The following is an 18,995-nucleotide window of genomic DNA, read 5'->3' as shown; positions in this document are numbered from 1 at the left end:
GAGTAGCCCGAGTCGGGCTGGAGACGATCGCGTGCATGCGGCCATGAGCCGCGGCACCAGAGAAAGAGAAGCCCCCGCGAGGGGGCTGGGAAGCAGGACGATCAGTGACCGGCTGGCGCAGCGGATACGGGCTGCATCGACAGGTGCGTAGCCGTGGCCGACACTTCGAGGTCGTCCTCGCTATGCAGGATGCGGGCGAACACCCGTTCCTGCAGGTCGAAGAACTCGCCGAAGTCGTCGCCGCCGAACTCGGCGCGCGTCAGCTCCCACCAGTCGTCGAACGCATCGACGTCGGGGTTGCAGCCCACGGCGTAGGCGATGGTCTTGCGCCGCCCATCGGGCCGGCTCTCGCCGCGCTCGGCCATGAAGTACACGCCCTGGTCCTTGACCAGGATGACGCGGCACTGGTTGGCCGCTGCCTCGGCGAGCACGAGCCGAAGCTCGGTACCTTTGAATCGAACAGTCATGGAAGTGATCTCCAACGGAGGTAGGGGAAGAAGGCTTCCCGCCGCGAGGGCGGGAAGCCGCTTGGGGACGTGAGGGGCTCAGTGCTGGACGGGCTTGCGACCGGACAGGCACTGCACGCGGATGAGGCGCCAGCTCCCGTCGTCGATCAGTCGCTCCAGAACCTGGCCCAAGGTGTCGAAGAACACTTCATCGACCCGCTCGACCAGTTCGCCGTCGCGGTGCAGTTCCACCGCGTAGGTGTCGAGGCCGCGTTCGTAGAGCACGGTGACGCGTCCCTGGAACTTCGCCGAGGCGACGGTGAAGCCGATGGCCGGCGGCGTGGCGATGATGTTGCTGGGGCTCGGATCGAACACCGTGAAGTCCCGCGCGCCGGCATCCACCAGCAGGTGCGTGATGCGCCGGAAGCCATCGGGTGCGGGCAACTGCTCCAGTTGGTGGATCAGTTCCTGCAACTCGGGGCACTGCGGCTCGGCGATCGGCAGCTTGGCCGGCGCCGAACCCAGGATGAGTCGCTTCACCGTGTACGGCTGGCCGTCGGCGGTGAACTCGGTGCTCTCCTCGGGCGTGTCCGCGCGCAGGCCGTCGAAGCGGCGCCGCGCATAAGGTTCGACCTGCACCTTGGCGCCCTCGTCGGGCACGTCGGTGACGAGCGCCCTGTCGAGCACCGCGAACTCGGCCCGCCCCGTCTTGACGACGATGGCCTCGTCGGTGGTGGCGATGACCTTGCCCTCGAAGGGCTTGGGGTCGATGTGAAAGCCCAGCGTCGAAACCTTGGGCTGGCCGTCGAAGATGTTGAACTTGAAGCTGCGGACGTTGGAAGGCACGTGGCCGCGAACCAGTGTCGGCATCTGTGCGCGGATGGCTTGGGTATCCATTGGGAGGCTCCTTGTGGCAATCCAAGGAACTTCCGCCCGCAAGGGAGGCATGTCCCTTGGGGGTGAGGTGGATGGACGCGACATGCGCCCCGGAGAAGGAAAAACAACCAGCACGGCGATCCGCGCCGCAGCCTCGAAGGTCTCGACTGCCTGGGCATGCTTGCCGGCAACGCCAGCGAACATGCGAGCAGCGTGCATCAGGCACAGGGCCAACGTCGCGGGGGAATCGGCATTGCACCGCCACCGGCTTCGTCCAGAAATGAAACGAGCCCCGCATGGGGGCTCGAAATGGGTGTCACTCGTCGTAGATTGGCAGTCCGTCCAGCACCGGCGCATCGGCATCGAAAACCAGCATGCGCACGTCCGCGAGCGCGGCCAGATGCAGCACGTGCACCAGCGATTCCGGCATGCCCTTCTTGCGATGCTCTTGCATCAGCCGCTGGGCCGTGATGCCTTCGACCGCGCGCAGGTTCTCGTCGGTCCAGGGCGTTGCGATCACCTTCAACCCGATGGCCGGGCTGTACGGGATGCGGAAGGCGACGAACAGGAACAGCGTCGGCGTGGCGATGTCGGCCATCTCGGCGAGGAAGCGATGCGCCTCGGCGTCGAGGTGCGCGCTGCTGATTTCCCAGCACCGGCTGTAATAGCCGGTCTCGAAGCTCAGGCGCTGCACCACCTCACGGGCCGCTTCCTCGGAGTAAGTATCGCCCACGTGCAGCGGCTTGCCGCCTTCCTCGGCCATCACGGCGTAGACCACGTTGCGGGCGAGCCCGTGGCTGCGGCATTGTGCCTGCAGTTCGTCGGGGACAGCCTGGTCCTCGGTGATCAGCGCGAATTCGTCCGAGAAGGTGCAGCTTCGTCGTTCGACCAGGCTGTCCGGCAGATTCGACTGCGAGGGGTGCAGTGGCAGGTAGGTCAGCGGGCAGTCGTCGTTGTAGGAGATAGCGAGCAGACGCTGGACGGACAGGCCGTCGTAGCCGCGGACAAAGGGATTGTTGTTCGAGTAGGACATGGGATTTCTCCAGCAGAGGATGGCCGAGGCAGTCCCCTGCTGGGGATTGAACCCCAGCGAGTGGATGAAGTGGCAGCCGGTCGGCCGGAAACGCGCATGGCGGCGCGCCCAGCAACCGACAAAGAAATCGAGGGACACGGCCTCGTGCGGAGGCGCATGTCCCTCGTGGGGTCGGAGGAAGAGAAGATCGTCGGTGTGCCGAAGCGGCTCACCAGCCGTTGTAGTTCAGCGTCAGATCGGCGATGACCTTGCGCCGTTCCAGGTCGAGGCCGCCCAGGTCGGACAGCCCCTCGAAGCCGCAACGCTTGAGCATCGCGCCGCCCTCGCGGGCGTTGTAGAAACTCACCATCGCGGACAGGAACATCCGCTGGCCGCTGCTCAGGACGCCGAGGGCGTCGTTGAGCATCAGCAGCTTCGGCCGCAGATCCCACTTGGTGGTGGCACGCTGCAGGCCTTCGCGGGTGCCGTCGCCGAACCATTCGGAACCGGCGATGTGGACGCCGCGTTTCCACGCCTCGAAGAAGGCTTGGGGTGCGGTGGCGAAGTGCTGGTGTTCCAGCTCGATCTGATCAAGTACCTCTTGAGGCAGGGCACGGTTCATGACATGGTCTCCAGGTGGTTGGACATCACGGGTTGAGGCGCTGCTGCCAGCGGCCCGTTTGCAGGGCGTGCTCGGCGGCGTGGTGCGAGCGGAAGTAGCTGACCGACTCGCGCGAGACCGGGCCGTCCGCATCGGCGGTTCCGATGTAGTGGCCGGCCGCGCTGCACAGCACCTGCAGGGGCAGGCGCTTGCCGACGTAGGCCAGGGCCTGGTAGCCGATGGATTCGGCGCGGGCCTGTTCAGCACTCAAAGGTGCCGATGCGAGCGCAAGGAACATGGATTTCTCCTGGTGGTTGAAGACCGGGAGCACCACGCCCTGACGGGAGCGGATACCTCCCGAAGGGTTGAACATCGAAAGCACCCGCGTCGTGGCGACGCGCGTCCGCGGTGGTCGGTGCGAAGCGGACTGGATCGGTCAACGCGGCGAACCGCATTGCAGCCTTGAAGACCGGGGCTGCCAGGGCATGGTGCTGACGACCGTCAGCGACACATGCGGGAAGGATGGAAGCGTGGCAGCGCGCCGTCACCGATCAAACGGAACCGAACGCCCTCCGGTTTGGCCTGGGCGCTGCTGCCCGCGGCGACGCACGATCCGTCTACCCACGACAAAGGAGCCGAAGTCCCGAAGGACTTCGGCTGGAGAGGAATCAATCCACCTGTGGGCTGCAAGCAGGCAAGGCCGTCGTCAAAGCCATTCGCTGCGTCAGCAATCTCACCCGGCCCGTTTCGTGGCTGGGGCCGGCATCCTCTGGCGTGTATCCACACACAAAGGGAGCCCGTTGTTTCGCCGGCGGGCACCGGCACTGAATACCGTCAACCGCAAGCAGTCTCCTGGCACCTCGCAGCCTTGCGGGCCAAGGCGCCAGGAGACCGCTCCCGGATCGACGGAAGCAACTCGATCAACGGAACCGCGACAAGCGCGATTCGATGGAGAAAAGACCTTCTCGCCCTGCCAGCCGTGATCGGCCCGTGCAGGGCGCGCACACCGTTGCAGAAGGGAACGCGCGCTGGGGAGTCCCGCGGGGCGCGGGAGGTTTGCCCCGCCGTCGGCAGCAGCCGGCGTGGCAGAGGGAGACGTGGGGCGTCAGTTCGCCTTGGGGCGCCGGCGCGGTGCGTTGGATGTACGGCTGGATACGCCGCGCTTGCCTGCCACGGCATCTTCGACCGGCTGCGTGCCCTTGCAGTCCGGGTAGCGGCTGCAAGACCAGAACGCGCCGCTCTTGCCGCTGCGCTGGCGCATCGGTGCGCCGCACTGCGGGCAGCTCGGCGCCGGCGGCAGCTTGATGGCAAGGGTGGCACCGCGGTACTGCTGCACGAGCTGGGTGACCCAGCTCGATTGCTTGGCGATGAAGGTGTCCAGCGTCATCTGGCCGCCCTCGATCATGTCCAGCGCCTGCTCCCACACCGCCGTCGTGCCCGGGTCGGCAATGGCCGCCGGCACCGCGTCGATCAACGTGAAGGCCGCATCCGACGCGCGGATGGCGCGGCCCTTCTTCAAGAGATAGCCGCGGGTTAGCAACCCGCTGATGATGTTGGCGCGCGTGGCCTCGGTGCCGATGCCTGTGGTGTCCTTGAGCTTTTGCTGGAGGCGCGGATCGGTCACGCGCTTGGCGACGCCCTTCATGGCCTTGACCAGCTCGCCCTGCGTGTAGGGCTTGGGCGCCAGCGTCTTCAACGCCATGAGTTCGACCTGGCCGACCTGGCAGGCGGCGCCAGCGTGCAACACCGGGAGCACCTGGCCGCGCTGCACATCCTCGCCGTCGGTGTCCTCGGGCACCGGCGCTGCCAGCACCTGGCGCCATCCGGCCACCGCGATCTGCTTGCCGACCGCCACCAGCGACTGGCCGCCGCACGTGAGCTGCGCCGCCGTCCGGTCGAACTCGTGATGCGGCAGGAACTGCGCCAGGTAGTGGGCGCGGATCAGCCGGTAGACGGCCAACTCCTTGTCGCTCATCGCCGAGAGGTTCGCCGGCTCCAGCGTCGGGATGATGCCGTGGTGCGCCGTAACCTTGGAGTCGTTCCAGGCCCGCGAACGCTGCTGACGATCCAGGCGGTCGACCAGCGGTCGCAGGCTGGGATCGGTCTTGACCAGGCTGTCGAGCACGGCCGGCACCTCGGCCAGCATGCTCTCGGGCAGGTAGCCCGAGTCCGAGCGCGGATACGTCGTTGCCTTGTGCGTCTCGTACAGCGCCTGGGCGATGTCCAGCGTCTCCTGCACGTCGAGGCCCAATTGCTTGGAACACACTTCCTGCAAGGTGCCGAGGTCGAACGGCAGCGGCGGCCCTTCGCGCACGCGCTCGGTCTCCACCGACAGCACCTGGGCGGCGCCGCCCGCGCGCAGGCGCTCGGCGGCCTGCTGCGCCACGGGTTGCTGCAGACAGCGGCCGGCGTCGTCGGTGCTGCCCTGCGGAGGCATCCAGCTTGAGACGAAGGACTGGCCCGCATGCGAAAGCGCCACCTCGATGGCCCAGAACGGCACCGAGACGAAACGCGCGATCTCGCGATCACGGTCCACCACCAGCTTGAGCGTCGGCGTCTGCACCCGCCCCACCGACAGCACGCCGTTGTAGCCGGCCTGGCGGCCCAGCAGCGTGAACAAGCGGCTCAGGTTCATCCCGATCAGCCAGTCGGCACGCGATCGGGCGAGCGCGGAGAAGTACAGCGGCAGCGTTTCGGCGGATGGCTTGAGCGCTCCCAGCGCCTTGCGGATGGACGCATCGTTGAGCGCCGACAGCCACAGCCGCTGGATCGGGCCGCGGTAGCCGCACAGTTCGATGATCTCGCGGGCGATCATCTCGCCCTCGCGGTCGGCGTCGGTCGCGATCACCAGCTCGCCTGCCTTGGCGACGAGCTGCTGCACGACCTTGAATTGCGCCGCGGTCGCCGCCTTGGGCTCGACACGCCAGCGCTCGGGAAGAATGGGTAGTTGCTCAATGGCCCAGCGCTTGTACTGCTCGCCGTAGCCTTCGGGCGGAACCGCTTCGACCAGATGACCGACGCACCAGGTCACGACGACACCCGCACCGCTGTAACAGCCGTTGCCGCGTTGGCCTGCGCCCAGCACACGGGCGATGTCCTTGCCCTGGGACGGCTTTTCGCACAGGAACACGCGCATGAAGCCTCCTCGGGAAATGTGCGGTTCATCGGATGGCCCCAGCTTGGCCGGGCCAGCGGATGGCAGCAGCAAGGAAGCCGATCGGCGCGGACACCGTTTTGTGATCGGCTGGCGATGCGTTGCCGCAGCAATACGAGCTGACCGCAGCGGCTGGCGCAGCGGGAGCGTCGTTTCGGGAGGGCGGCTGGAACTCGGTGGAACACCATGGAGCTATCCCCTGGGGGTAGCTGGTGCATGGCGGGCGTCTGACGGTTGCTACAGCCGCCCTCGGGGACGCGGTGCTGGACGATGCGCGAGCTACTGCCCGCCGGCCGGCTTGGCGCTGAGCGTCACGGACTCGATGCGGTACGGCAGGATGCCGACACGCCGGGCCTCGATCTTGAACGTCGTTCGCTCGTTGTCGTCGGCGTCCTCCCACTCGTCCTTCACCGTGCGGCCTTCCACCAGCACGCGCATGCCTTTCTGGTACAGGTCTTTCCAGTGGTCGGCGTCGCGGTGCCACAGTTCCACCGGCGCCCAGAAGCCGCCGCGGTCCTCGTACTCGCCGTCCTTCTTCGGGATCGGGTTGTCGAAATAGACGTTCAGGCGCAGCAGCCGGCGCGGCTCGTCGTTGCCGTTGGGGAATTCGCGGTAGTCCGGCGCAGAGCCGATGTTGCCCTCGCCGACGAAGTGCGTGCTCATGGTGACTCCTTGGGGGTGGTGGGTGGAATGGACGCGGCATGCCCGTGGACACGCCTCAGGTAAGCCGCTTCGGCCTGCGCGGCCTTGCTGGCACACTCCTGGGCCTGGCGGCTCAGCGTGTGAAGGAGGCTGATCTGCATGTTCAGCGCGATGCGCTGCAGTTCCATCGCGTACAGGTCATCGATCAGCGAAGCCGGTGTCGCCGGGCGGTCGAGCAGCGATTCCCACAGGGCCACGCCCATCGAGGAACGGTCGTGGTTGCGCCAGCGCAGGAAGGTCGTGCCTGCGCCAGTGCTCTGCTGGGCCAGTTGCACATCGAGCAGCGAGAAGGGATAGGCCCGCGCCTGTTGCAGAACGCGCCGCTGCGCCAGGCCGATCAAGTCGTCGCGCAGCGCCGTGCACTGGTTGGCCCAGGCCTCCAGACTCCCCTTACCCTTAAAAGGCTGTAAAAGGCCTTTTAGGTAGCCCGCGTGTTCCAGGCGCTGGAAGTCCGCCTGTTCCAGCGCCAGGAAGCGCGCCGGTTGGCCGGTGGAAGACGATGCCGTCATGCCTTCGTGCCTTCGCCGTCATGGTCGTGGTTGTCGTCCGCAACATCGGCTGCGTCAGCGACGGGTGCGGCATCAGCGGCTGCGCCAAGCTTGCCCGCCCGCCGCGCGATCGGTGGCGCAAAGCGCGAGCGGCGCGTGCCTTCGAGCACGTCCTGCGGCAGCTCGCCGAACTTCTCCAGGGCCGCCCGCGCCACCGCGTTCTTCGAGGCGAAGTCGTCGCGCGTCGCGCCGGAGTAGCGGTACTGCTGTGCCAGCGAGAACAGGCTGCGCAGTGCATGCGCGCCGTCGTTGAGCCAGCGCTCCAGCGTGCTGCGGTCGATCAGCGCGGTGTGGTGGGCGAGGATCAGCTTGCGCGCCAGGTCGTCGTAGTCGGCCAGCAGGTACACCGCCATGAAGCCGAGCTGCGCATTGACGAACAGCGGCAGCTTCACGGGCTGCACGTTCATGTTCTCACCCAGCGACAGCGCGGGCGGCACGTCGGCGAGCGCCTGGTCCACCTGTTCGCGCAGCGCCTGCAGGCTGGCCTTGGTCTGCGTCAGCTTGTCCTCGATGCGCAGCATCCACCAGTCCGAATAGGGATCGTCCTGCTCGGCGCCGCGCTTCATCTTGTTCATCACACTGATGTAGCCGTTGAGGCCGATGATTCCGGGCCGCCCCTCGGCGGGCGCTCGGCCATGCCAGATGCGTGAAGCGTGGTGGGTATGCAGCGTCAGCGACATCGCGCTGCGCAGCGATCCGAGGTTCAACTGCAGGGGCTGCTGGGGTTCGTTGGCCATGGTGACGACTCGCGGTGAAGGAACGAGCCGCCAGCATCGGCATCGCCCGGAAGGGCGTCAGTCAACAAACCGCAGCGGGGGTGTCCCCGGTTGTCGTCCGTGAAGGCCGCGTGTTCCATCTATCCCCTGGGGATAGGTCTGCGCCGGGCTGCGACGATGTGACGCATGACAAAACCAAAGCCGATGGCTGGAAGGCTTCGTGTCCCAGCTATCCCCTGGGGATAGCCGCTCAGGAATCGCCCAAGGTCGAACGCAGCTTCGCCAGATAGGCCCGCGCCGCCTCGCGGCCGTGGCCATTCGGCGCCGGAGGTTGCGGTGCGGAGGGTGAAGGTGCGGCAAGACGTGGCGACAGTGACGGTGCAGGCGGCGTCGATGGCGAGCCACCTTCACCCGCCCAGGCCTTGAACTCGCCGCGGATCGCCTTCTGGATGATGCCGAACAGGTAGCCAGCCGGGTTGCGCACCGCGCTGTTGCGGCAGCGCGCATCCCATTCGTCCAGCACCGCCTGCCGCAGAGACTCGTCCACCTGCTGCAAGGCCACCATCGCGCCGCTTTGCTGCTCGTCCTTCAAGCGCAGCAGGCGCTCGGGCAAGCGCAGATGCTGCAATGCCTTCACGCGCGGTACTGTACGTACTTGATTTATACGATCCATACGTACTGTACGGTCCTCCTTCGGATTCCGAAGTGAGCCGTCTGGCGAGGGTTTCAGCCCTGCTTCGGAATCCGAAGAGGGGTCATCGAGATTCCGAAGTCGGCCGTCCTGGCCTTCTTCGGATTCGTTATCCACAGGCTCTTGTGGATAACTCGCATCCGCCCATTCGTTGCGGGCCATACGCTGTGCCAGCACTTGCAGGCGCGTTGGCAGCGTGCGGCCGCCCAGCATCGGGTCTTCGGCGATCTCGCGCAGGGTGTTCATGCCGACGATCTGCACCGCCTTGGCCGCATGGGTCAGTGCCTGGCTGACCAGGCCCAGGTAGTCAGGATCGAGCTGCATCGCCTCGAAGGGCGTGAGCGGTTCATCGTGCAGCACGTAGAGGTTGCCGAGCATGCGCCCGGTCTTCGGGTCGCGGCGCCGCCGCACCAGGCTCAGCCAGCGCGTCAGGCGCAGCAGCGTCAAGGCGCGTGCCACGGTCTCGTGCGAGGCCTGCGCCGCGCAGGGCATCGAGGCGAGATAGGGCCGGAGCTGATCGTAGGTGGGGAACGCCGTCACGCCATCGCTTTGAAGCTGCAGGCGGAACACCTGCCAGGCATTGCGCTCCAGCGGCGTCAGGCGCCGGTCGAGGAACAGCGCACGCGGCACGCTCTCGTGCCGGTTGCCACTGTAGAGGAAGCCGTCGCTGACCGGCGCAGTCTGCGCCACAGGGGCAGCGCCGCGCGGGGCTGGCGGCGTCAGTTCCCGCAGCGCGTCGTCGAACAGTGCGGACAGCGCCACGGGGCCATCGCGCCTGGGTGCGCCGCCGGTTGCCATGGCCTACACCAGCCCCTGGTCGATCCAGTTGCGTATCGCCGACCAGATCACCGATATGGGTAGGTTCATGGTCTCGGCCAGGTCCATGGTCAACGCCAGCATCGCCATCTCGTCGTCCAGCGCAATGTCGTGCTCCGAGACGCCGGCCTTCCACTGCTTCCACAGCGCCGTGTCCTGCACCTCGTCCAGCACCGGATGCCGGCCCTTGCGCTTGGGTAGCCCCAAGATGTCGCGGCGTAAGGCCACCTCCTGATGCGTCAGGCCGTAGAAGCGGCTGACCATCTCCGTGCTGGCGCCCAGGCGCAGCATGCGGTCGACCGTGGCGATCTCCCGCTCCACGTCGTGCACCTGGCTCAGCAATCGCTTGAGCACCTCGCGGTTGACCGACACCGAGCACCACGAGACAGTGGCATTCACCAGCATGCTCACGAGTTCGGGATGCTTCAGTGCATCCAGTTCTTCCTCGCCGAAGCCCATGGCCTTGCAGCGTCGCAGTTGCCCGTTGCGCAGGTCGTGCAGCGCCTGCGCGATCACGGCCTGGTTGAGCGGGTGCGGTGCGGACATGGCTGGTCTCCGCTCAGGCGCCGTGGCCGGGGGCGCTGGCGCCTGCGCCAGCTTCCAGATCTAGAAGCCGCCGCGTCAGGCGCAGCAGCCGGAACAGCTTGACCAGCCCGGCATCGCTCAGGCGCGGACAGGTGCCGCCGCCATACAGCAAGGGCGCCAGGTCATCGGCCAGCCGGGAACGATCGAGCCCGGCTGCGGGACGTGCGGCACAAAGCGCCTGCAGCAGCGTCAGCACCGCCCGCGCGAACGGCGACATCGCGCGCGCAGTCGGTGGCACGACGCAGGCGAAGCCGATCCCGCCGTCGCTGGGCTCGACCTGTTCGGCCACGCCGGCCTCCTCGGCGATCTCGCGTGCGAACTGCGCGATGTGCACGCGCAGCCGATCCGGCACGTCCAGGCCGGGCTCGATGTACCAGACGTCCGAGATGGGATAGAGCCCGCCTGCCTGCACGGGAATGGCGCGCAGCGCGTCGGCCTCGAAGTCGGGCAGCTTGTCGCCCAGCTGGTCGGCGACCATACGCTGGATGGATTGCAGGCGCTCGGTGGTCGGTGCGGCGGAGACGATGTGGCCCTGCAGGCGTTCATCGCGCTGGCCGTCGCGCCGCTGCTCGGCTTCGGCGGAAACACCCGGTGCAGCCGCGCCAGCGCCCGTCGGCGCGGACGAACCAGACTCCGACGACGGCATCGAAGGCGCAGCCGGCAACGATGGCGGCGACGAAGACCGCGGCGGCTCGGGCGTAGGTGCGGCCGATGCAGCCGATGGTGCAGGTCTTGCCGCTGGTGGCGCTGGATCGCTGGTCAGCGCACGCTGCCGGCTCTCTGTGTCGTCGATCTCCAGGGCCAGCGTGTCGTAGTCCGCTTCCAGCAACTCGGCCATCTGGCCGATCAGCTCGTCCTGCACACGCTGAGGCGAGAAGTTGTCGGGCTGGGTGTCGAACTGCGCGAGCACGTCCTGGAACAGCGTGGCGAGGTCCACCGACAGGTTGCGGCCCAGCGCACGGCGTTCCCAGGTGCGTTCGCAAGCCTTGCGCAGCACCGCGAGCCGTTCGACCTGATGCCGGCCAAGGCCGCCGTACAGCAGGTTCGGGATCGCCGGCAGCAGGTAGTGCACCGCGTCCTGCATGCGGCTGATGTGCGACTGTGGCAGCGGGAAGCCATCAGCCGTGAGCCGGCGCGCCAGCTCGCTCTGCGACAGCGCTTGGCCGCTGTCCCGCCCCATCTCCTGCTCGTAGAACTCACGCGCCTTCTCCACGCCCAGGGCGCGCTCGATGAAGCTCAAGCCACCGCGCAGTTCGTTCTCGGCCAGGTGGCCGGTGAGCATCACCACCTCGCCACGCTGCGGCCAGGGGCGGAACAGACAGGGGATGCGGAAGAAGCGCTCATCCTTCGTCTCGCTCCACAGCTCGCGCAGGATGGCCAAGCGCGTGTTGCCGCCGTTGCGGATAATATAGTGCGGCTCGCCGGGCCGGCGCGTGATTGCGGGCGGCGCGTCCAGCCCGCGCTCGCGGATAGACGCCTTGATGTCCTCGTAGGCCGGGTTGCGGGTCACGCGCGGGTCGTGGTCATACGGGCGCAACTGGTCCAGCGTCACGACCATCGGCGTGTCGGCGATAGGGTCGGTCAAGGCCGCGGCCGAAGGGCCGCTGCGCTCGAAGCCCGAGGCCAGCAGCTTGGCGGCCATGTCGTCCGGCGTCATGTCAGCCATGGCCGCTCTCCTGCGGCGATGCCATGTCTTCAGCCGCCTGCGCTTGGCGGTCGGCGCGGCGAAGCTGCGCACGGGCATCGCGCTCGGCGCGGTGGTCGCTCGCGGTCGAGCTGGTGTAGATCGGCGCGCAGCCCAGCTTCGTGAACAGCAGGTGCCCGCCGCGGGTGCGCACCACCTTCCAGCCCTCGCCCAGGGCGAACTCGATCAGCGCTCGCAGCTGCTTGTGGCCGCGCGCCAAGTCATGCGCGCTGGCCATGGCCGGCCCCTCCCGCGTGCTCTCGGCCGGTGACGAGCGCGAAGCGCTCCTGCCACGCGGGGAACAGCTCGCCGGCCAGCGCGCGCATGGTGCCTAGCGCCGCGGGTGCCAAGCGGCCCGCAGGCTGGCGGTACTCCACCCGATGCACCGGCAGGCCGCGCGTCGCCGCGCGCGGATACGCCTCGATCGCCGGCACGTCGGTGTCCAGCACGTGCACGCCCGGCTGTCCCTGAAACACTTGCCGCAACGCCTGCTGGATCAGTCGGGCATTCGAGGACACCGGATGCACGCGGTTGATGAGCAGGTGCAGCGGCGGCGGCTCGATGCCGAGGTGACGGTACGGTGCGATGTCCTCGATGAGCTGCAGGGTGCCTCGGCGCAGCTCGCGGGCCGCGAGGATTTCCGGCGTCACGGGCGACAGCGCCAGGTCCGAGGCCAGCACCGCCATTTCGAGCAGTACGCTGCGCGCGCCCTGGGTGTCGATCAGCAGCAGGTCGTAACGCGGCGCCAGCGTGGGCAGCAGATGGCGCAGCCGCAATCTGCCGTCCGGCGCATGCAGCAGCAGCGTGTTCAGCTCGCCGCGGTCGTCGTTCGACAACACCAGGTCCAGCCCGGCGATGGCGGTGTGCGACACCAGTTGCTCGGCACGCTGCTCGTTGTAGGCCAGCATCTCGTAGATGCCAGCTGGCGCGCGCTGTGACAGCGTGAAGTAGCTCGACAGCGTGGGCTGCACGTCCAGGTCCAGCAGCAGCACGCGCAGCCCGGCGTCGGCCGCGAAGCCGCCCAGGTTGGCCGCTGTCGTGGTCTTGCCCACGCCGCCCTTGGTCGAAATGATGGACACCACCTGCATGGGCTTCTCCCGGTTGATTGGCATGTGCCGGAAGAAGCGTCAGGCGCGCTCGTTGAGGCGGTCAGCAATCCACTGCTCGATCTCCACCGAGTCCCAGCCCACGGCGCGCACGCCCAGGCGCAGCGCCTTGGGGAACTTGCCTTCCTTCATGAGGCTGTAGATGTGCGCGCGTTTGAAGCCGGTCTTGGCCTCGACTTCGGCGCGCCGCATGATGCGGTGCTCGGCTGCCACTGCTGCCGGTGCGATGGTCTGCGAAGACATGAGAGACACTCCTTGACGCTCACTGGCGCTGTTCGGAAAGTGCCTCACATTGAATAGACGGCCGCCACCGAAATCACTGCAATTGCAGAAGGCGCGACTGCAATTGCAGGGCGCGGCCGGCCCCAAATTAGCGCGACGCTTGGAGGTGGCGCCGCGCCTGTGCGAGCTTGCTCCACAAGGTGCGTTCGCTCAGGCCTCGTCGGCCCTCGTGGTGCGCGAGCAGCGCGCTCACCACCGCATCCATGCTGTGGAATGACGAATACGCCGTGCCCGAGGGCGACTTGCCCAATAGCAAGGTCAGCAGCCCGCCGATGATGTTCAGATAGGTCGTCTCGCTGCGCAGGCCCGGCTCGCGCGAGGTGTCGTTGGCATCGCCGCGCGCCGCCTGTTCCTTCGCCAGGGCTTCATGCGCGGCGCGCAGCGCCTCGTGCACCTGCGAGAGTTCGGCAAGCTGCACCTTCGCCGCCTCGCGATCGGCAAGCAAGACGTTGAGCGTCTCCACGCTCACCACTGGATGCACCGTGCGTTCGATGTCGTCGAATAAGAAGCCAGGCCGGTCACCAGGGTAGTAATGTGACATCCACGCTTTGAGGTCGACGTGGCGCACCGTTAACTCCGGGTCGTCGAGCGCGGGCCGCTGCGCCTCCAACACGATGCCGGTCCTGCCGCCTGCCAGCTCACCATGCATCAGTGCGTCGAATATGCGTTCCACATACAAGCGCAACAGTGGCCAGCGGGGAAATTCGCTGGGTTCTGGCATGGAGCGTTGCGCCAGCGTTTCCAGGATGCGTTGCTCGAAGCGCAGCAGTCCACACCAGCGAATGGCGGCTTCGATCGGGCGGTAGTAGGTCTTTGCACCAAAAGCAAGGCTGCTCGATTTCGGCATATCGCGCTCTTCCCATCGTCGGATCGACACATGGCAAGCGCGCGCGGCCCAACGAGGGCGCGTCGATTGCCCAGAACCCGATGAAGCGCGGGCCGGCCGGCACATGGTGAACGTCGCGTCGGCGCTGACGCCGAGCGTTGCATAAGGGGCAAACACTCCTTGCGATGCCCAATACGCCACCACCATAATGCCCCTGCGAAAAGTCTTGTTACCGGCGCAACGGTTTGAAAAGTTGCGCACCCAAAGCAGGGATGCCGCGCTTAACCGGAAAACCAGGGCAAAGTCTTCCGTAGGAAAACGGGCAGGGTAAAGCACCAATGCGTCAGCCGGATGAGCCGGTTTGCATCCAGGCGAAGCTCATGCGTTCTGCGTCAGTGCATTGACCTGGATGAGCTTGCGCGCAGGGTCTTTCATGCCATGTAGATCGACCGAGCAATCGCCGCGGCCCCATGACGTAAAAAGGAGGCCAAGCGGCGATGCAAATTGGGTCTGGCGTTAGACCAAAAAAGAATCGCTCGATCCGAATTTCCCGCGTCACATCGGGCGTTGATTATCGTTTTGCACGCGCCCCACACGTTCCACACGGTCGATGAACTGCCGTAGCGGCTCCGTGATTTCGCCTTCGGGTCGCAGGAGAAAGGTCGTCAGCGATGCGGCCTGATCGACCAGTGGACGAACCACGACGTTGGCCTGATGGCAACCCGCCAGATGCGCCGCGCTCGAAAAGCCCACCCCGTAGCCGGCGGCCACGAGGGCCAGCATCAAGGAATGGGTGCTGACGTACTCGGCCACCGTCGGCTGCACATTCACCGTGCGGAACAGCCGTTCGCGTTGCCGGCTGCAACCTTCGAAGACCTCGGGATCGCACAGCACCAGCGGATAGCTCGCCACCTCCTCCAGCGGCACTTCCTTGAAAGCCAGTAGCGGGTGCCTGGCGGACAGAGCCACCACCAGCTGGTCTCGCCACACGGGCATGGCGACGACGCCAGCATCTACCTCACCGGCTAATGCAAGACCCGCGTCATACAAGTCGTTGCGCAGCCCAGTCACCAACTGCGCCAGTGGCGCTTCAAATATCCGAATGCCGACCTGTGGCGCCTCCTCGCGGCAAAGCGCAAGCAATGTCGACAAGCGGGCCTGCCCCATGTCACCCGATAGCGCGATGCGCAGCGTGTTCCGCTGGTTCGCTGCGGCGCGCGCCCTAGTCTGAGCTTGCTCGAAAGCCAGCAGCACGCGTCTGGCATCTTCTAGGAAGGCCTGTCCCGCCAACGTGAGACTAACGCTGCGCGGCGAACGGTCGAGCAGTGACACTCCAAGATGCGCTTCCATTTGGCGGATCGTGCGCGACAGCGGGGACTGTTCGATATGCAGCCGTCGAGCGGCTCGGCCGAAGTGCAACTCTTCGGCCACGGCGATGAAGCACCGAAGATGGCGTAAGTTCATGTTTTCTCCCTACTGATGCGATCAGTCCATATGATCGTAGGGAACCGCACTGGTACGGAAAATTGCATCTGCATCCGATTTGTGGCCATCCAGTAGGGCTAGGGCGGCGCTCTGATACAGATGCAAGTTAAACGAAGCTTCAGGCGCTTTTTCGGTAGTTCCTTACAACACTCATGTCACCAGCCGCCATCTCGCTGCTCAGGCGCAATGCAGCGCGTCGATCAGCGGACACGACACCTGACCGTTCTGCGCGCAGCACTCGGCCACCAGCTTTGACAGCGCCGCCTCCATCCGCGTGAGGTCCGCCAGGCGGGCGCGCACGTCGGCCAACCGCAGGGCGGCGAGGTCAGCCGCCTCGCCGCAATGGGTGCCATCCTCCAGCTTCAGCAGTTCGCCGATCTCGTCCAGACTGAAGCCCAAGCGCTGGGCCGACTTCACGAATTTCACCCGCGCCACGTCCGCCCCGCCGTAACGGCGGATGCTCCCATAAGGCCGGTTCGGTTCCAGCAATAGGCCCTTGCGCTGGTAGAAGCGGATCGTCTCGACATTGACCCCGGCAGCCTTGGCAAAAGCGCCAATGGTCAGATTCTCCAAAATAGTTTGCATATCGCTTGACTCCGTACATGACTACGGAAGTAAGGTTACGCTATCTAATTCAGATTCGAAAGGACAAGCGCATGTCTGAACCACAAAATGAGCGCGGCGCACTCTTCGCCGGCGGGCTGGCCGCCATCCTCGCCTCAACCTGCTGCCTGGGGCCGCTGGTCTTGGTCGCCTTGGGATTCAGTGGGGCATGGATCGGCAATCTGACAGTGCTGGAGCCCTATCGGCCGCTCTTTATCGGTGCGGCGCTGGTCGCCCTGTTCTTCGCCTGGCGGCGCATCTACCGCCCGGCTGCCGCCTGCAAGCCAGGCGAGGTCTGCGCGATTCCACAGGTGCGCACCACCTACAAACTCATTTTTTGGATCGTGGCCGCGCTGGTTCTGGTCGCGCTCGGTTTCCCCTACGTGTTGCCTTTCTTCTACTGATCAGGAGTTAACCATGCAAAAGCTATTCGCCGCCGTCGCCCTTGCCGCCATCGTGACCCCGGTGTGGGCAGCAACCCAAACCGTCACGCTGTCCGTGCCAGGCATGACCTGCGCCGCCTGTCCGATTACCGTCAAGAAAGCGCTCACCAAGGTCGAGGGCGTCAGCCAGGTGCGCGTGACTTTCGAGAAGCGGGAAGCGGTCGTGACCTTCGACGACGCCAAGGCCAGCGTGCAAAAGCTGACCAAGGCGACCGAGGACGCGGGCTATCCATCCAGCGTCAAGCGCTGAGCTGGGAGTGACGCCATGAAGCCGATTGCACGCATCGCCGACAAGGCCGGGGCGCTCGGTGCCGTCGTCTCCGCGATGGGCTGTGCGGCCTGCTTTCCAGCGCTCGCCAGCCTGGGCACGGCCATCGGCCTGGGCTTCCTGCAAGAGTACGAAGGGTTGTTCATCTCCAGGCTGCTGCCGCTGTTCGCGGCAGTGGCCCTGCTGGCAAGTGCGCTGGGCTGGCTGCGTCACCGGCAATGGCACCGCAGCCTGCTCGGAATGATTGGGCCGGCCATCGTGTTTGCCGGAACGGTCTGGCTGCTTGGCAACTGGTGGACGGCCCGCCTGGTGTACACCGGCTTGGCGTTGATGGTCGGTGTCTCGATCTGGGATCTGCTGTCGCCGGCCAGCCGCCGTTGCGGGCCGGACGGCTGCGAGCTGCCTGCGAAACGCGGTTGACGGCATTGACCGCTCACAAAACGAAAAGGAACAAGTATGACCACGCTGAAAATCACCGGTATGACCTGCGACTCGTGCGCGGCGCACGTCAAGGAAGCCTTGGAGAAAGTACCCGGCGTGCAGTCGGCCGTCGTGTCCTACGCCAAGGGGGCGGCCCAGCTCGCCCTTGACCCCGGCACCGCACCGGACGCGCTGACCGCCGCCGTGTCCGGACTCGGCTACAAGGCAACGCTCGCCGATGCCCCACCGACGGACAACCGCACCGGCTTGCTCGACAAGGTGCGCGGCTGGATGGGGGCCACCGACAAGGGCAGCGACGGCGAGCGCCCGTTGCAGGTCGCCGTGATCGGCAGCGGCGGGGCCGCGATGGCGGCGGCGCTGAAGGCCGTCGAGCAAGGCGCGAAGGTCACGCTGATCGAACGCGGCACCATCGGCGGCACTTGCGTCAATGTGGGCTGCGTACCGTCCAAGATCATGATCCGCGCTGCCCATATCGCCCATTTGCGCCGCGAAAGCCCGTTCGACGGCGGCATCCCGGCGACTGCACCTGCAATTGATCGCAGCAAGCTGCTGGCCCAACAGCAAGCACGCGTCGATGAGCTGCGCCACGCCAAGTACGAAGGCATCCTGGACGGCAACCCGGCCATCACCGTGCTGCATGGCGAAGCGCGTTTCAGGGACGCACAGAGCCTTGCCGTCCATTTGAACGATGGCGGCGAGCGCGAGGTGGCATTCGACCGCTGCCTGGTCGCCACGGGTGCCAGCCCGGCCGTCCCGCCGATTCCAGGCTTGAAGGGGGCACCCTACTGGACTTCGACCGAGGCCCTGGTCAGCGACACCATTCCCGAACGCCTGGCCGTGATCGGATCGTCGGTAGTGGCGCTGGAGCTGGCGCAAGCCTTTGCCCGGCTCGGAAGTAAGGTCACGATCCTGGCGCGCAGCACGCTGTTCTTCCGCGAAGACCCGGCCATCGGCGAAGCGCTGACGGCCGCGTTCCGCGCCGAAGGCATCGAGGTGCTGGAGCACACGCAAGCCAGCCAGGTCGCCCATGTGAACGGCGAATTCGTGCTGACCACGGCGCGCGGTGAAATACTCGCCGACAAGCTGCTGGTCGCTACCGGCCGGATACCGAACACGCGCAGCCTGGCGCTGGAAGCGGCGGGTGTCGCCGTCAATGCGCAGGGAGCTATCGTCATCGACAAAGGCATGCGCACCAGCACGCTACACATTTATTCGGCGGGCGACTGCACCGACCAGCCACAGTTTGTCTATGTGGCGGCGGCGGCTGGCACCCGAGCGGCCATCAACATGACCGGCGGCGAAGCGGTGCTGGACCTGACAGCCATGCCGGCGGTGGTGTTCACCGACCCGCAGGTCGCCACCGTGGGCTTGAGCGAGCAGGAAGCGCACCACGCCGGCATCGAGACTGACAGCCGCACGCTCACGCTCGACAACGTACCGCGCGCGCTGGCCAACTTCGACACGCGCGGCTTCATCAAGCTGGTCGTCGAAGAGGGCAGCCACCGGCTGATCGGCGTGCAGGCGGTCGCCCCGGAAGCGGGCGAACTGATCCAGGCGGCGGCGCTCGCCATCCGGGCGCGCATGACCGTGCAGGAACTGGCCGACCAGTTGTTCCCTTACCTGACGATGGTCGAAGGCTTGAAGCTCGCGGCGCAGACCTTCAGCAAGGACGTCAAGCAACTGTCCTGCTGCGCCGGGTAGCGACAGACA

The 18,995-nt window shown here is 66.3% G+C and carries 22 protein-coding genes; 4 read left to right on the top strand and 18 right to left on the bottom strand.

Annotation, left to right across the window (positions count from 1 at the left end):
* Positions 1-101: 101 nt before the first annotated feature.
* From ACUXH0_RS16980 to merR, 18 genes are all read right to left on the bottom strand, one after another.
* A complete protein-coding gene (locus ACUXH0_RS16980; protein WP_182594349.1) occupies positions 102-467 on the bottom strand; it encodes a DUF3085 domain-containing protein in 366 nt (121 codons plus the stop codon).
* 78 nt (positions 468-545) lie between these two features.
* Positions 546-1,343, bottom strand: a complete 798-nt coding sequence (locus ACUXH0_RS16975) for a GTPase (protein ID WP_182594348.1) — start codon at positions 1,341-1,343, stop codon at positions 546-548.
* 295 nt (positions 1,344-1,638) lie between these two features.
* A complete protein-coding gene (locus ACUXH0_RS16970) occupies positions 1,639-2,355 on the bottom strand; it encodes a DUF5983 family protein (RefSeq protein ID WP_182594347.1) in 717 nt (238 codons plus the stop codon).
* Between the two features lie 208 nt (positions 2,356-2,563).
* The gene (locus tag ACUXH0_RS16965; protein ID WP_182594346.1) at positions 2,564-2,956 is read right to left on the bottom strand and encodes a hypothetical protein; all 393 of its coding nucleotides are present in this window, start codon (positions 2,954-2,956) and stop codon (positions 2,564-2,566) included.
* Between the two features lie 25 nt (positions 2,957-2,981).
* Complete coding sequence (locus tag ACUXH0_RS16960; protein WP_182594345.1) at positions 2,982-3,233, bottom strand: hypothetical protein; 252 nt, start codon at positions 3,231-3,233, stop codon at positions 2,982-2,984.
* 807 nt (positions 3,234-4,040) lie between these two features.
* Positions 4,041-6,071 (bottom strand): DNA topoisomerase III, encoded by a 2,031-nt coding sequence (locus ACUXH0_RS16955; RefSeq protein WP_182594344.1) that lies wholly within the window; start codon positions 6,069-6,071, stop codon positions 4,041-4,043.
* A 297-nt stretch (positions 6,072-6,368) separates the two neighbouring features.
* Entirely contained in the window at positions 6,369-6,752 is a 384-nt protein-coding gene (locus tag ACUXH0_RS16950; RefSeq protein ID WP_182594343.1) for a single-stranded DNA-binding protein, read from the bottom strand.
* A complete protein-coding gene (locus ACUXH0_RS16945) occupies positions 6,749-7,300 on the bottom strand; it encodes a DUF3158 family protein (protein WP_182594342.1) in 552 nt (183 codons plus the stop codon). Before ACUXH0_RS16945 ends, ACUXH0_RS16950 begins: the two co-directional genes overlap by 4 nt.
* The gene (locus ACUXH0_RS16940; protein WP_182594341.1) at positions 7,297-8,076 is read right to left on the bottom strand and encodes a PFL_4669 family integrating conjugative element protein; all 780 of its coding nucleotides are present in this window, start codon (positions 8,074-8,076) and stop codon (positions 7,297-7,299) included. Before ACUXH0_RS16940 ends, ACUXH0_RS16945 begins: the two co-directional genes overlap by 4 nt.
* 229 nt (positions 8,077-8,305) lie before the next feature.
* Complete coding sequence (locus ACUXH0_RS16935) at positions 8,306-9,544, bottom strand: STY4528 family pathogenicity island replication protein (protein ID WP_182594340.1); 1,239 nt, start codon at positions 9,542-9,544, stop codon at positions 8,306-8,308.
* A 3-nt stretch (positions 9,545-9,547) separates the two neighbouring features.
* On the bottom strand, positions 9,548-10,108 hold the full coding sequence (locus tag ACUXH0_RS16930) for a DUF2857 domain-containing protein (protein ID WP_182594339.1): 561 nt from the start codon (positions 10,106-10,108) through the stop codon (positions 9,548-9,550).
* A gap of 13 nt (positions 10,109-10,121) precedes the next feature.
* Positions 10,122-11,813: a ParB family protein gene (locus ACUXH0_RS16925; RefSeq protein ID WP_182594338.1), complete on the bottom strand. Its 1,692-nt coding sequence runs from the start codon at positions 11,811-11,813 to the stop codon at positions 10,122-10,124.
* On the bottom strand, positions 11,806-12,069 hold the full coding sequence (locus ACUXH0_RS16920) for a type II toxin-antitoxin system HicA family toxin (protein WP_182594337.1): 264 nt from the start codon (positions 12,067-12,069) through the stop codon (positions 11,806-11,808). Before ACUXH0_RS16920 ends, ACUXH0_RS16925 begins: the two co-directional genes overlap by 8 nt.
* Positions 12,053-12,919 carry a ParA family protein gene (locus ACUXH0_RS16915; protein WP_182594444.1) on the bottom strand — a complete coding sequence of 289 codons (867 nt, stop codon included), beginning with the start codon at positions 12,917-12,919 and terminating at the stop codon, positions 12,053-12,055. Before ACUXH0_RS16915 ends, ACUXH0_RS16920 begins: the two co-directional genes overlap by 17 nt.
* Positions 12,920-12,958: 39 nt before the next feature.
* Complete coding sequence (locus ACUXH0_RS16910) at positions 12,959-13,180, bottom strand: AlpA family transcriptional regulator (protein ID WP_182594336.1); 222 nt, start codon at positions 13,178-13,180, stop codon at positions 12,959-12,961.
* A gap of 127 nt (positions 13,181-13,307) precedes the next feature.
* Positions 13,308-14,381, bottom strand: a complete 1,074-nt coding sequence (locus ACUXH0_RS16905; RefSeq protein WP_473241714.1) for an ATP-binding protein — start codon at positions 14,379-14,381, stop codon at positions 13,308-13,310.
* 219 nt (positions 14,382-14,600) lie between these two features.
* Positions 14,601-15,509 carry a LysR family transcriptional regulator gene (locus ACUXH0_RS16900; RefSeq protein WP_182594335.1) on the bottom strand — a complete coding sequence of 303 codons (909 nt, stop codon included), beginning with the start codon at positions 15,507-15,509 and terminating at the stop codon, positions 14,601-14,603.
* A gap of 198 nt (positions 15,510-15,707) precedes the next feature.
* Entirely contained in the window at positions 15,708-16,115 is a 408-nt protein-coding gene (gene merR / locus ACUXH0_RS16895) for an Hg(II)-responsive transcriptional regulator (RefSeq protein ID WP_182594334.1), read from the bottom strand.
* Between the two features lie 71 nt (positions 16,116-16,186).
* Between merR and merT the strand changes: the two genes are divergently transcribed.
* The 4 genes from merT to merA are packed head-to-tail and all read left to right on the top strand — an operon-like array spanning position 16,187 to position 18,986.
* Positions 16,187-16,537, top strand: coding sequence for a mercuric ion transporter MerT (merT, locus tag ACUXH0_RS16890; RefSeq protein WP_182594333.1), 351 nt, complete (start codon positions 16,187-16,189; stop codon positions 16,535-16,537).
* 13 nt (positions 16,538-16,550) lie between these two features.
* Complete coding sequence (gene merP, locus ACUXH0_RS16885; RefSeq protein ID WP_182594332.1) at positions 16,551-16,826, top strand: mercury resistance system periplasmic binding protein MerP; 276 nt, start codon at positions 16,551-16,553, stop codon at positions 16,824-16,826.
* A gap of 15 nt (positions 16,827-16,841) precedes the next feature.
* The gene (gene merC / locus ACUXH0_RS16880) at positions 16,842-17,264 is read left to right on the top strand and encodes an organomercurial transporter MerC (RefSeq protein WP_182594331.1); all 423 of its coding nucleotides are present in this window, start codon (positions 16,842-16,844) and stop codon (positions 17,262-17,264) included.
* 36 nt (positions 17,265-17,300) lie between these two features.
* The gene (gene merA / locus ACUXH0_RS16875; protein WP_182594330.1) at positions 17,301-18,986 is read left to right on the top strand and encodes a mercury(II) reductase; all 1,686 of its coding nucleotides are present in this window, start codon (positions 17,301-17,303) and stop codon (positions 18,984-18,986) included.
* Positions 18,987-18,995: the final 9 nt, after the last annotated feature.

It is taken from the genome of Ralstonia sp. 110700041-2 (genome assembly GCF_056280165.1).
The sequence above is the reverse complement of the archived record's forward strand: the minus strand, read 5'-3'. Positions and strand labels throughout refer to the sequence as shown.